Annotated in this window: 9 protein-coding genes; 7 read left to right on the forward strand and 2 right to left on the reverse strand. The window is 72.4% G+C overall.

The genetic code is table 11. The features are described from left to right. The first annotated feature begins 388 nt into the window (after positions 1-388). The 5 genes from NOO62_RS27805 (at position 389) to NOO62_RS27825 (ending at position 7329) form a co-directional block, all read left to right on the forward strand. Positions 389-1534 (forward strand): acyltransferase family protein, encoded by a 1146-nt coding sequence (locus tag NOO62_RS27805; protein WP_268773559.1) that lies wholly within the window; start codon positions 389-391, stop codon positions 1532-1534. 30 nt (positions 1535-1564) lie between these two features. Beyond that, positions 1565-3589: a prenyltransferase/squalene oxidase repeat-containing protein gene (locus NOO62_RS27810; RefSeq protein WP_268773560.1), complete on the forward strand. Its 2025-nt coding sequence runs from the start codon at positions 1565-1567 to the stop codon at positions 3587-3589. After that, positions 3586-4473, forward strand: coding sequence for an SAM-dependent methyltransferase (locus NOO62_RS27815; RefSeq protein ID WP_268773561.1), 888 nt, complete (start codon positions 3586-3588; stop codon positions 4471-4473). Before NOO62_RS27810 ends, NOO62_RS27815 begins: the two co-directional genes overlap by 4 nt. 109 nt (positions 4474-4582) lie before the next feature. Beyond that, entirely contained in the window at positions 4583-5887 is a 1305-nt protein-coding gene (locus NOO62_RS27820; protein WP_268773562.1) for an FAD-dependent oxidoreductase, read from the forward strand. Beyond that, positions 5884-7329, forward strand: coding sequence for a cytochrome P450 (locus NOO62_RS27825; protein ID WP_268773563.1), 1446 nt, complete (start codon positions 5884-5886; stop codon positions 7327-7329). Before NOO62_RS27820 ends, NOO62_RS27825 begins: the two co-directional genes overlap by 4 nt. On the opposite strand, the gene NOO62_RS27830 is transcribed toward NOO62_RS27825, so the two are convergent. Continuing rightward, the gene (locus NOO62_RS27830; protein ID WP_268773565.1) at positions 7265-9154 is read right to left on the reverse strand and encodes an ABC transporter ATP-binding protein; all 1890 of its coding nucleotides are present in this window, start codon (positions 9152-9154) and stop codon (positions 7265-7267) included. The two genes, NOO62_RS27825 and NOO62_RS27830, sit on opposite strands and share 65 nt — an antisense overlap. Next, entirely contained in the window at positions 9151-11187 is a 2037-nt protein-coding gene (locus tag NOO62_RS27835; protein WP_268773566.1) for an ABC transporter ATP-binding protein, read from the reverse strand. The genes NOO62_RS27830 and NOO62_RS27835 overlap by 4 nt, the downstream gene beginning before the upstream one ends. Before the next feature lie 177 nt (positions 11188-11364). Here NOO62_RS27835 and NOO62_RS27840 point away from each other — a divergent pair, with 177 nt between their 5' ends. Both NOO62_RS27840 and NOO62_RS27845 read left to right on the forward strand, forming a co-directional pair. After that, positions 11365-12267 carry an ABC transporter ATP-binding protein gene (locus tag NOO62_RS27840; RefSeq protein ID WP_268773567.1) on the forward strand — a complete coding sequence of 301 codons (903 nt, stop codon included), beginning with the start codon at positions 11365-11367 and terminating at the stop codon, positions 12265-12267. Beyond that, complete coding sequence (locus NOO62_RS27845; RefSeq protein ID WP_268773568.1) at positions 12264-13040, forward strand: ABC transporter permease; 777 nt, start codon at positions 12264-12266, stop codon at positions 13038-13040. The genes NOO62_RS27840 and NOO62_RS27845 overlap by 4 nt, the downstream gene beginning before the upstream one ends. Positions 13041-13106: the final 66 nt, after the last annotated feature.

Below are 13106 nucleotides of genomic sequence, written 5' to 3' on the forward strand. Positions count from 1 at the left end.
GGGGATGCGCGGCCAGAGCTACCGGGCGGTTGGGTCGCCGTCCGGGCAGAGCAAGGCGGAACGCAGAACTGGGCGGTGCACAACGGGTATTGCGTGAAGAGAAACCGTCGCCTTGTTGAAAGCCGTGCGGCGGTCGAGGGGAAGAGTGACACCGGAGCCCTGTTCTTGTCAGGAGCGCATCAGGAGTTGGCCGGAATTGGTCCGTTGGCCGGTGTGCGACGTTCACTATGCGGAGCCCGGCCGGGTGGTCACGTTCGTGTAGCCGTTCCTCGCCCGGAACGTGTCCTTCCTCCCTGGCCGACGGCATCGGTGATGATGGCGGAAAAGCGCCCGTCCACCTCACAGCACGTACGTGGATCCACCAGTGCGCGGATCCAGAAGGAGCACGGTGCCCCCTGCGCAGACGGCGGCCACACGGCTGCCCTCCCTGACCGCCCTGCGCTTCCCGGCGGCCCTGGCGGTGTTCGTCTGCCACGCCGTGACCCTCGGTTCCCTGCGGCACGAACGGGCCGCCCCCACTGCCCTGTTCCTTCTCGGCCCCGCCGGTCTGTCCCTCTTCTTCGTCCTCAGCGGTTTCGTTCTCACCTGGTCGGCCCGTGAGGCCGACACCTCCCGGGCCTTCTGGCGCCGGCGCGTACTGAAGATCTACCCCAGTCACCTGGTCGTGCTGGCGCTCCTCATCCTCTGGGTGTGGGTGCTGGGGATGCCGCGCCCCGACCTCGGTCTTGGGACCGACCCGCCGCCGCTGGGCGACGTCGCCAACGCGTCCCTGCTGAACGCCCTCGTTCCGCTGCCGCAGATCATCACGGCCGGGAACCTGGTCACCTGGTCCCTCACCTGTGAACTGCTGTTCTACGCGCTCTTTCCCCGGCTGTTCCGACGGCTCGCGCGCGTCCCGACACGGCTGCTCCCGCACGCGGCCGCCTGCACCGTGGCCGTTGCCTGTGTCGTTCCCGCCCTGGCCCTGGGACTCGACGGGCCGCGGATCGATCAGTCGGTGGTCCCGCTGGACCTCACCGAGGTGCAGATGTGGGTCGTGTACTCACTGCCGCCCACGCGCCTGCCGGAATTCGTCCTCGGCATGATCCTCGCCAGGATGCACGGCCGCTCACCGGCGCCCCGTACCGGCGTCGTCGCCCCGTCCTGCCTGCTGGCAGCGGTGCTGCTGACGGGCCCCGAGGTGCTGCCTGCCCCGTTCCTGCCCGCAGCCGTCACACTCGTACCCATCGCCCTCCTGGTACGAGCCGCGGCAGCCGCAAGCACGCGAGAACGGGTGGGGTGGTCGCACACCCCGCTGCTGGTGTACCTCGGCACTCTCTCCTACGCCTTCTACCTGCTCCATCTCCCTGTGCTGACAGCCGTGCAGCACGGGCTGGGCGGTACATGGACGGCCGTGCCCGTGGCTGTCACGGCTCTCGCGGCGACCTTGCCCGCCTCACTTCTGCTGCACACCTTCGTGGAGCGTCCCTGCATACGGCTCTTTTCCGGGGCGCGGCCCGTATCGCGGCCGAGAGAAGATCGTTCTTCCGTCTGATCACTGTCCGGCCCCCCTCTTGGACCTCTCTTGGACATCGGCTCGCAGGCACCCGCCGCCTACGACGCGGCGTGTGAGCATCTGCTCGGCCTCCAACGCGATGACGGCTCGTGGGAGGGCGAGATGGAGTGGAGCACCATGGTGCTCTCCCAGTACGTCATCGTTCTGCACGTGCTGCGGCGTCCCGTGGAGGGGGCGACGCGGCAAGGGGCGATCCGGTACTTCACCCGCACCCGCACCGCGGCGGGCGGCTGGGGCATGCATCCGCAAGGCCCGCCGTCCCCCTATGCCACGACACTCGCCTATCTGGCGCTGCGCCTGCTGGGCGTGGGTCCCGGGGAACCGTTGGCCGCCGACGCCAGACGCTGGCTGCTGACGCGGCCCGGCGGGGTGCGTGCGGTGCCGCAGTGGGGCGTGTTCTGGCTGGCGGTCCTCGGTCTTGTCCCCTACCGCCGCGTCGCTCCGGTGCCTCCGGAGGCGATGCTGCTTCCGACCTGGGTGCCGCTGCACCCCAGCAGGATGCTGGGATGGACACGGATGCTGTACCAGGCCATGGCCTACCTGTACGGCTCCCGGTTCCGCGCCGACCTGGGGCCGCTGGCCCACGAACTGCGCGCCGAGCTGTTCCCCCGTCAGGAGCCCGGGGGAGCGCCGGAGGCGGGGACCGACGTGCCGGTGGGACGCAGCGCCGCGCTGCGGGTTCTCCAGAGCTGCCTGCGCGGGTGGGAGCGGGTACACAGCCGCCGCGTGCGGCGCGCGGCGCTGGAGCGGTGTCACCGCGCCGTCGTCGACGAGCAGCACGCTTCCCCGCATCACGGTCTGTCGTCGGTGAACGCCCTGGTGGAGTGCCTGGTGCTGTTCGCACACGATGCGCGGCATCCCCTGCTGGGGGCAGCCGTCGCACGGCTTGAGTACTGGCGGTGGTCGGACGGCGAGCGGGGCGTGCGGATCTGCGGCGACCGGTCGACCGTATGGGACACCGCCTTCGCCATCGAGGCGCTGCTCGCGTCGGGCTCGCCCACGGCCCCCGACCGGCTGGACCGGGCCGTCGGGCGGGCGCACCACTTCCTGCGCACCGCGCAGATCACGACCTGGACGGGACCGACCGTGCCCGCACGCCGGGTCCGGGGCGGCTGGGCGTTCTCCGACGGTCACAGCCGCTGGCCCGTCGCCGACTGCACCGCGGAAGCCGTCGGTGCCCTGTTGTCGGCCGAGGCCGGGACCGAAGGACACCGGCGGAACGACGACGCCGTTCCTTCTCCGCGCTTCACCTCCCCGGCTCTGCACGACGCGCTGGAAGTCGTCCTGCGGCGGCAGAACCGCGACGGCGGCTTCGCCACCCTCGACCGCGGACGGGCCGGCGGCTGGCTGGAGATCCTCAACCCGACGGAGATGTTCTCGAACTGCATGGTCGACACCTCGTCCGTGGACTGCACCGGCTCGGTCCTGCACGCCCTGAGCAGGATGCGCCCGTTGCTGCGACCGGCCGCCCGGCGCCGCGCCGACCGGGCGATCGCGCGAGGCGTCGCCTACCTGCGCGGCGCACAGAACCGGGACGGGTCCTTCACCGGCACCTGGGGCATCAACTACACCTACGCCGCGTTCCTGGCCGCCCGCGGTTTGCGCTCCGCGGGGCTGGCATCCGACGACCCGGCCCTGCGGGCCCTGGGGGGCTGGCTGGAGCGCACCCGGCTCCGGGACGGCGGCTGGGGCGAGGACTGGCGCGGCTGCCCGGAGCGCCGCTACATCGCCCTGGAGCACAGCCTGCCGGAGATGACCAGCTGGGCCGTCCTCGCCGGACTCGACACCCTCGGCCCCGCCCACACCGCGGTGGAGGGCGGCGTGCGCTGGCTGTGCACCCATCAGCAGGCGGACGGCACCTGGCCCGGCGACCACGTCAACGGCGTCTTCTTCACCACCATGATGCTCAACTACCGCCTCTACCGCGCCTACTTCCCCGCCCTGGCCGTAGGCCGCTACCTCCAGGCCGCAACCCCCCGCGCCTTTCCCGCCCGCGCCTTTCCCGCCCGCGCCGCGTCCGAAGGAACAGCATGACCACGACCGAACCGCCGTCGGTGACACAGTTCCAGGAACTCGTCGTCGACCCGCGACGACGCCATGCCGAGTACGCCACCATGGTCCCTCGGTACTACCAGTTGGTCGGTGACATCTACCAACAGGCGTGGGGGGCGTCCCAGCACTTCGCTCCCTACCGGAGCGGCCAGAGCCGCGCCGAGGCGATCACAGCGCTCGAACACGACCTGGCCGACCGGGCCGGCATCGCCGCCGGAGACCGAGTACTCGAGGTGGGCTCGGGAGTGGGCGGCCCGGCCTGCACCGTGGCGGCCCGCACCGGCGCCCGCGTCACCGGCGTCGACCTCGTGCCCGGACGCGTCCGGGCGGCTCGGCGCGCCGCCCGGGAACGGGGCCTGGACGACCGGGTGTCCTTCCACGTCGCCGACGCGACCCGCCTCCCCTTCACCCGCGCCGCCTTCACCGCCGCCTACAGCTTCGAAGCCCTGTGCCACGTGCCGGACAAGGCTCGCGCCCACGCCGAGGTCGCGCGCGTCCTGCACCCGGGCGGCGTGTGGAGCGGCTACGACTGGGTGCGCGCCGACTCGGCCGGGACGAGCCGTGTCGTGGAAACCATCTGCCGGGCCCATGGCGTCGCCGCGCTGAGCACCCTCGACGAACTCCACCGAGACCTGATGGCCGCCGGTTTCACCGACATCCACGTCAGCGACGCCCGCACGCTCGGCGACTGGGAGGCCAACTGGGTGCTGCTGGAGGAACTGCTCGGCCTCCTGCCGCCGCCGGAGCAACGGCAGCCCGTGCTGGGCATGATGGCCGACGGCGGACGTGCGCTGTGCGACGGCGCCCGCAGCGGGGAATTCCTGATCGGCCACTGGTACGCCCGCCGCCCCGGACGCACCGCGTGAACAGCGACCACCGGCCGCCGTCCGGCGACCCGGCCGAGCGGCCGGCCGTCCCACCACCGCCCCGAACGCCCCGTCCGGCACGCTGCCCCCGCCCCCCGCACCGGAACCGATGAGCACCGCCACCCCCGACGTGGTCGTCATCGGCGCAGGACCGGCCGGGTGCACCACCGCCCTCGCCCACGCCCGCCTCGGCCACCGCGTCCTGCTCCTGGAAGCGGAGCGAAAGCCTCCGGCCCGCCTGGCCGGTGAATGGCTCCACCCCCAAGGCGTCGAGGTCCTGCGCAGGCTGGACGTACACGTACCCACGGCCCGCCCCGCCCAGGGCTTCGTCCTGCACCCCGAGGACGGCGGGCCACCGATCACCCTCGCCTGCCCGCGCGGCGGCCGGGCCACCACCGCCCACCACCGTGACCTCGTCACCCACCTGCGGGACACCGCGGCGGGCCACCCCGCCATCACCCTCGTCCTCGGCGCCCGTGCCACCGCCGTCGATCACGCCACGGTCACCTACACACAGAACGGCGGCCCCGAACGCAGCGTCCCCGTCGAGCGTGTCGTCGGCAGCGACGGCCAGGCCTCACTGGTGCGGCGGGCACTGCGCCTCGCTCCGGCGCCGGCCCTGACCGTCTCCCGCACGGCCGGGCTCCTCCTCCGCGGCGCCGACCTGCCCACCGAGGGCTACGGTCACGTGTTCGCCGGCGGCCCCGGCCCGGCCCTGGCCTACCGGGTGGACGACGACACCGTACGCCTGACGATCGACGTCCCCCTGCGATCCCCGCGCTCCGCGCAGCTGCTGTCCTATCTGAAGCACGCCTACCTGCCCGTGCTGCCCGCCCGGCTGGCCGCCGCCCTGCGCCGGGCTCTCGAGGACAGGGCTGTGCAGTGGGCCGCCAACCGGGTGCGCACCCGTACCTTCCACGGGCGCGGCCCCTACGCCCTGATCGGTGACGCGGCCGGCACCTGTCACCCGCTGACCGCCTCCGGGCTCACCATCGCCCTGCGCGACGCGGAATGCCTGGCGGGCACCCACGACGTCACAGGACACGGGCGCCGCCGCCAGGCCGCCGTGCGCGCCCACGAGCACCTGGCGGCAGCCATGCACCGCCTGCTGAGCGACTCCGGCCACCCCACGGCCGCCCTGCGCGCCAGCATGTACGCGATCCTCCGTACCAGCGCGTTCGAACGCGAACGCATGATGCGCGTGCTGTGCGCCGAAGAGCACCGCACGCTGGCTCTGGGCGGCGCGGTCCTGCACGTCGCCGCCCATGCGCTACGAGGCCACCTCGGCGGCGGCCCGACCCGCCCGCCGTGGCGGAGCACGGCTCGCACGTGCGGCGAGTACCTCGACTGGCTGCGATGGATGAGCCGCGTACGACACATCCCTGCGCACCCTCCTGAGACGGCGGACAGATGAGCGACACGACAGACGGTACGGCCCCGCCGGTACGGCTGCGGCCCTGGTCCCGGATCCCCGCCCTGCGCAGCGGTCCCCTGGGCCCGGTGGGAGACGCCTGGGCCTTCAACCGGGACCCGGTGGCGTTCCTGCGCGCGGGACGCGACCAGGCCGGTGATCTCTTCCGGTTCAGGCTACTGGGGCAGCGGGTGCTGTTCGTCTGCGGCCCCGACCTGCACCGGGCGTTCTTCCGGGCGGGCGAAGAGACCCTGAGCGCGGGCGCGGCCTACCCGTTCATGAAACCGATCTTCGGCGAAGGGGTCGTGTTCGATGCGGAGCCCGCCGAGAGGGACCGGCAAATGGCCTACCTCTCACCGCTGTTGGCGGGACACATGCAGCAGGGGCACGCGGCGCTCGCCGAGGAGGAGGTCGAACGGCGTGTGGCGACGTGGGGTGACGAAGGGGAAGTCGATCTCGTGCCGGCGATCACGGAGCTGGTCGCCGCGGTCTCCAGCCGCTGCCTGCTCGGTGAGGAGTTCAGCAGCCGGGTGGGGAGTCGCTCGGTCGCCCTGTACCGGGAGTTGGCGAGCGGCATCCGGATGGCCGGCCTGCTGCATCCACGCCTGCCACTGCCCGCCTTCCGCCGAAGGGACCACGCGCGGCGCCGGATCGCGGGAGAGCTCCAGCAGATCATCCGCGAACGCCGTGCCGACCCGCGGCCACGGGAAGACCTGCTGAACGCGTTGCTCACGGCCCGTACCCCACAGGGCGGGCAACTGCCCGACGATCTCGTCACCGGCGTGCTCATCGCAGCGACCTTCGCGGGGCAGCACAACACCGCGGCGCTCGCCGCCTGGGCCGGAGTGGTGCTCCTCGTCCAGAGCGACGCGTTGCCCCGCGTCCTCGCCGAACAACACCGGATCATGTCCGGAGGGACCGGAATGACGGTGGAGGGACTGCACCGGATGGAGTGGCTGGAGCACTGCGTCCGAGAAGCGGAACGGCTTTACCCGCCGGTGTTCATGATCTTCCGCAGAGCGATGCGTCCTTGGCAGGCCGGCGGTTTCCACGTGCCGACGGGCACCTGGGTGGTGCTCTCCCCGGCGGTCTCCCACCGGCTGCCCGCCGTCTTCGCCGAACCCGGGCGGTGCGCGCCGGAGCGCTATGCCGGAGACCGCCACGAGCACCTCACACCCCACGCCCTCATCGGTTTCGGCGGCGGCCAACACCGCTGCACCGGTCTCGCCTTCGCCCACCTGGTGGTCAAGACCATCTGGAGCGTGCTGCTGCGCCGCTTCCACCTGGAACTTCTGGGCGGGCCCCACCGTCCCGAGTACGCCACGGCGTTCGTCGCCCTGCCCTCCGCCCCGTGCACGCTGCGGTACCGCCTCATTGATCTCAGCCCACCACACTCTCCCGCCACGCCCGGTGCAGCTCCGCGAACGCCCCCGTGCCCGCGATGAGTTCGGTGGGCGTGCCGTCCTCCACGACGCGGCCGTGTTCCATGACCAGGACCCGGTCGGCGATCTCCACCGTGGAGAGGCGGTGGGCGATGACCACGGCCGTGCGGCCGCGCAGCACCGTGTGCATGGCGCGCTGCACCGCACGCTCGCCGGGGATGTCCAGGGAACTCGTCGCCTCGTCGAGGATCAGCACCGCCGGGTCGGCGAGCAGGGCGCGGGCGAAGGCGACCAGCTGGCGCTGGCCCGCGGAGATGCGACCGCCCCGCTTGCGTACGTCCGTGTCGTAGCCGTCGGGGAGCGAGGTGATGAAGTCGTGGGCGCCGATGGCCTTCGCCGCGCGTTCGATGTCCTCGCGGGTGGCGTCCGGGCGGCCGATCGCGATGTTCTCCGCGACGGTCCCGGAGAACAGGAACGCCTCCTGCGTCACCATGACGACCCCGCGCCGCAGCTCGGCGAGGGCGAGTTCGCGCAGGTCGACGCCGTCGAGGAGGACGGCGCCCGCCGTCGGGTCGTAGAAGCGGGCGAGCAGTTTCGCCAGTGTCGACTTGCCCGCGCCCGTGGAGCCGACGACCGCCACGGTCTGCCCGGCGGGCAGCGTGAGGTCGAAGCGGGGCAGGATCTCGCCGCCCGTGCGGTAGGCGAACCGGACGCCCTCGAAGCGGACTTCGCGGCCCGGGTGGTCGGTCTCGAGGACGGGCAGTGGGCGCGCGGCCGACGCCTCCGGTTCGGGCACCGTCGGGGTCTGGGCGAGCAGCCCCGCGACCTTCTCCAGGGACGCGGCCGCCGACTGGTAGGAGTTGAGGAACATGCCGAGCCGGTCGATCGGGTCGTACAGGCGCCGCAGGTACAGCACCGCGGCGGCCAGCACACCGAGCGCGAGCCCGCCGTCGGCGACCCGGTGGGCGCCCCACAGCACGATCGCGGCCACCGCGATGTTGGCGACGAGCCGCGAGCCGACGACGTAGCGGGCCATCTCCAGCATCGCGTCGCCGTTGGTCCGCTCGTGCCGGTGGTTGAGCACACCGAACTCCGCGTCGTTGGCCTGCTCCCTGCGGAAGGCCCGCACCGGCCGGATGCCGTTCATGGTCTCCGCGAACTTCACGATGACGGCGGCGATCGCGGTCGACCGGTTGCGGAACATCGCGCCCGCGCGCCGCTGGTAGAGGCGGATGAGGAGGTACAGCGGGACGAAGGAGGCGACGGCCACCGCGCCCAGGCCCAGGTCGAGCCAGAGCAGCATCGCCGAGATGTAGACGAAGGACAGGATGACGGTGAGGAGTTCCTGCAGCCCTTCGCTGAGGAGCTCGCGAAGCGACTCGACGTCGGTGGTGGAGCGGGAGATGAGCCGGCCCGAGGTGTACCGCTCGTGGAAGTCGACGCTGAGCGCCTGCGCGTGCCGGAAGATGCGGCCGCGCAGATCGAGCAGGACGTCCTGGTTGACGCGTGCGGAGGCGATGATGAACGCGTACTGGAGGGCGCCGGACGCGGCCGCGCAGCACAGGTAGCCGACGGCGACGGCGATCAGCGGGCCGTAGTCGTCGGCGCGTACGGCGGGCACGCCGCGGTCGATGGCGTACGCGACGAGCAGCGGTCCCGCCTGCACGACGGCCTGTTGTACGAGGAGCAGGACGGCGGCGAGCACGACGCGCCGGCGCAGCGGTGAGAGCAGGGAGAGCAGCAGGGCGCGGGTGGCGCCCGGGGGTGCGGGCAGTTCGTCCTTGTCGAACGGGTCGTCCGGCGCGGCGGACGGTGCGCCGGGGAGGTCGGGTCCGTCGTCCCCCTCGGGGTCGAAGGGCTTCTCCCGTACGGATGCGGGCACGGTCATCGGGCGGCCTCCTCGGCGGGGTGTCCGGTGGCGGGGGCGGTGGGCCCGGTGGACTCGGTGGACCGGGTGGGCTCGGCGGACCGGGTGGTGTCGGTGGGCTCGGCGGGCCGGGTGGTGTCGGTGGGCTCGGTGGCGTCGGTGGCGTCGGTGGCGTCGGTGGACCCGGTGGACCCGGTGGACCCGGTGGACCCGGTGGACTGAGTGGACTCAGTGGGCCCGTCGGGCAGGGCATGCGTGGGCGCGGGGGACGGCACCGTCTCCGCGCCCGACATCAGCCACGCGTACTCCGCGTTCTCCCGCAGCAGCTCCTGATGCGTGCCGACCGCGGCGACACGGCCGCCCGACAGCAGGGCCACACGGTCGGCCAGCAGCACCGTGGACGGCCGGTGGGCGACGATGAGCGCGGTCGTGTCCGCGAGGACCCTGCGCAGCGCCGCCTCCACCAGCGCCTCCGTGTGGACGTCGAGCGCGGACAGCGGGTCGTCCAGGACCAGGAAGCGGGGGCGGCCCACCACCGCGCGGGCCAGGGCGAGACGCTGCCGCTGGCCGCCGGAGAGGCTCAGGCCCTGCTCCCCGACCTGCGTGCCGGTGCCCTGCGGCAGGGCGTGCGCGAAGCCTGCCTGCGCCACGTCGAGCGCGCGGGCCAGCTCGACGTCGCCCGCGCTCTCCTCGGCACCCATCAGGACGTTCTCACCGACGGTCGCGGAGAACAGGGTGGGCTCCTCGAAGGCGACCGCCACGAGTGTCCGCAGGTGTGCGCGGTCCATCGCCGTGATGTCCTCGCCGTCCAGCGTGACGCGGCCGCCGGTCACCTCGTGCAGCCGGGGCACCAGCGCGGTGAGCGTCGTCTTGCCGCTGCCGGTCGCGCCGACGAGCGCCATGGTCTCGCCGCGGCGTACGTGCAGGTCGACGTGGGAGAGGACGGCGGGGGCGTCCGCCGCGGCGTCCGGGTACCTGAACTCGACGTCGTGGAACCGCAGTCCGTCAGCAGCGGACTCGTCCTCGGCGTCCGCCTGCCGCCCGGCCGCCACCGTGGCGCTCTCCGGCTCCGCGTCCATCACCTCGAAGTACCGCTCCGTGGCCGTCGCCGACTCCTGGCTCATCGCGAGCAGGAACCCGATCGACTCCACGGGCCAGCGCAGCGCGAGCGCCGTCGACAGGAAGGCGACCAGCGTGCCGGCCGAGAGCCCGCCGTCCGCGACCCGCACCGTGCCGAGCACCAGCGCCGCCCCGATGGCGATCTCCGGCAGCGTCACGATCACGGCGTAGACCGCGGCGAGCAGCCGCGCCTTGACCATCTCGGTGCCGCGCAGCGTGTGCGAAAGCTCGCGGAACGCCCGCGCCTGGCTGCGGTGGCGGCCGAAGCCCTTGATGATGCGGATGCCGAGCACGCTCTCCTCGACGACCGTCGTCAGATCGCCGACCTGGTCCTGCGCCCGCCGCGCCACGGCGGAGTACCGTCCCTCGAAGTACGCCGTCGCGATGACCATCGGCACCACGGGGGCGAGCAGCACGAGCCCGAGTGCGAAGTCCTGACCCAGCAGGATGATCACGCCCACCACGATCGTTGCCCCGTTGACCAGCAGGAACGTCAGCGGGAAGGCGAGGAACATGCGCAGCAGCATCAGGTCGGTCGTGCCGCGCGACAGCAGCTGACCGGACGCCCACCGGTCGTGGAAGGCCACCGGGAGCCGCTGGAGATGGCGGAAGAGGTCCGCCCGCATCGCCGCCTCCACGCTCGCGAGCGGCCGGGCGACCAGCCACCGCCGCAGCCCGAACAGCAACGCCTCCGTGGCGCCGAGCAGAAGCAGCAGCAGAGCCCCGAGCCACACCCCCGTCGGGTCCCGGTCGGCCACCGGGCCGTCCACCATCCACTTCAGCACGAGGGGGAAGAAGAGCCCCGTGCAAGAGGCGATGATCGCGACAACCGCCGCGACGATCAGGCGAGTTCGGACCGGCCGCACGTACGGCCAGAGGCGCAGCAGCGTCCGTACGGCGGACCGATCCTTGGCAGGGGCATCTGATTTCGGCATCAGGAGCGAGCCTACGGATCGCCACTGACAGAGCCCACCGAGTTTTGGACGGTACGGGGTACTGCGCTGGACCTAGGCCGGGTGCGGCGAGCCATATTGCGATCAACCGATCGGCTGATGCCGCTTCGAGCGCGATGGGCGATGCCCGTACCCCCGCCCACCGGCGATTCTCGACGCATGCCCCTCATCGAAGTGCACGGACTCCACAAGGCCTACGGCGGACGCACCGTCGTCGACGGTGTCTCCTTCGCCGTGGAAGAGGGTGAGATCTTCGGGATCCTCGGGCCGAACGGCGCGGGCAAGACCACCACCGTGGAGTGCGTGGAGGGTTTGCGCACCCCCGACTCGGGGGTCGTGCGCGTCGCGGGGCTCGACCCCGTCGCCGACCACCAGCGGCTCACGCGGATCCTCGGCGCGCAGCTCCAGCAGAGCGAGCTGCAGCCCAAGCTCACCGTGCGCGAGGCGCTCGAACTGTACGCCGCGTTCTATCCGGACCCCGCCGACTGGCGGCCCCTCGCCGAACGCCTGCGGCTGACCGACAAGCTGGACAGCCGTTTCGGCAAGCTGTCGGGCGGCCAGAAGCAGCGGCTGTTCATCGCGCTCTCCCTGATCGGGAACCCGAGGGTCGTCGTCCTGGACGAGCTGACCACCGGCCTCGACCCGCGCGCCCGGCGGGACACCTGGGAGCTCATCGAGGACGTGCGGGGCAGGGGAGTCACGGTCCTGCTCGTCACCCACTTCATGGAGGAGGCGCAGCGCCTCTGCGACCGCATCGCGGTCATCGACAAGGGCAGGGTCGCCGCCCTCGACTCCCCGGCGGGGCTGATCAGCCGGTCCGCGAGCTCCACCGTCATGTCGTTCACGCCGTCCGCGCCGCTCGACGAGCGCGCCCTCGCTGCCCTGCCCGCCATCGCCTCCGTCGAGCGGCACGACGGCCGCTACACCCTGAACGGCACCGACGAGACCGTCGACGCCGCCATCACCCTGCTCGCCCGGCACCGCATCACCGCCCACCAACTCCGCGTCGTCGACGCCACGTTGGACGACGCGTTCCTCGATCTGACGGGAGTATCGGCATGACCGCCGTCGCCGCACCGCACACCACCACCGGCAGAAGCGGCGGCACCGCCGTACTGAAGGCGGAGTTCCGGCTCTTCCGGCGCGAACCCGGCGCCGTGTTCTGGATCATGGCGTTCCCCACGCTCCTCCTCGTGATCCTCGGCTCCATCCCCTCCTTCCGCGAACCCGCCGACTCGCTCGGCGGCAACCGGATGGTCGACGCGTACGTCCCCGTCACCGTGCTGCTCGGCCTGATCATGGCGGGGCTCCAGGCGATGCCGCCGCTCATCACCGGCTACCGCGAGCGCGGCATCCTGCGCCGGATGTCCGCGACCCCGGTGCGTCCCTCCGCCGTCCTCGGCGCGCAGATGAGCATCTACGGCACGTCCGCGCTCGTCTCCGCGCTGCTCTCCCTGACCGTCGGCCGCCTCGCCTTTGACGTGACCCTGCCGCGCCAGGCCTTCGGCTACGTCCTCGCGCTGGTCCTCGCCGTCCTGTGCGGGCTCGCCCTGGGCGCCCTGATCTCCGCGCTCGCCCGTACCACGAAGGCCGCGTCCGCGATCGGCTCCGCCGTCTTCTTCCCGATGATGTTCAGCGCGGGCGTCTGGCTGCCGGTGCAGGCGATGCCCGACACGCTCGCCCGCACCGTGGAGTTCGCCCCGCTCGGCGCCGCCTCCCAGGCACTCGCCGAGGCCGCGGCGGGCGACTGGCCCGGCTGGAGCCACCTGGGCGTCCTCGCGCTGTGGACCGTGCTCCTGTCGGCGGGGGCCGCGCGTTGGTTCCGGTGGGAGTGACCGCCCACACTGGTCCCGTGAGGACGAGGACGAGGACGAGGACGAGGACGAGGGCGAGGACTAGTA

Source organism: Streptomyces sp. Je 1-369, assembly GCF_026810505.1.
Classification (GTDB): domain Bacteria; phylum Actinomycetota; class Actinomycetes; order Streptomycetales; family Streptomycetaceae; genus Streptomyces.

Bases quoted from the DNA above. Each gene is read 5' to 3' on its own strand.
- NOO62_RS27820 (WP_268773562.1), top strand. From the start codon at position 4,583: ATGAGCACCGCCACCCCCGACGTGGTCGTCATCGGCGCAGGACCGGCC.
- NOO62_RS27825 (WP_268773563.1), top strand. From the start codon at position 5,884: ATGAGCGACACGACAGACGGTACGGCCCCGCCGGTACGGCTGCGGCCC.
- NOO62_RS27815 (WP_268773561.1), top strand. From the start codon at position 3,586: ATGACCACGACCGAACCGCCGTCGGTGACACAGTTCCAGGAACTCGTC.
- NOO62_RS27845 (WP_268773568.1), top strand. From the start codon at position 12,264: ATGACCGCCGTCGCCGCACCGCACACCACCACCGGCAGAAGCGGCGGC.
- NOO62_RS27835 (WP_268773566.1), bottom strand. From the start codon at position 11,187: ATGCCGAAATCAGATGCCCCTGCCAAGGATCGGTCCGCCGTACGGACG.
- NOO62_RS27830 (WP_268773565.1), bottom strand. From the start codon at position 9,154: ATGACCGTGCCCGCATCCGTACGGGAGAAGCCCTTCGACCCCGAGGGG.
- NOO62_RS27840 (WP_268773567.1), top strand. From the start codon at position 11,365: ATGCCCCTCATCGAAGTGCACGGACTCCACAAGGCCTACGGCGGACGC.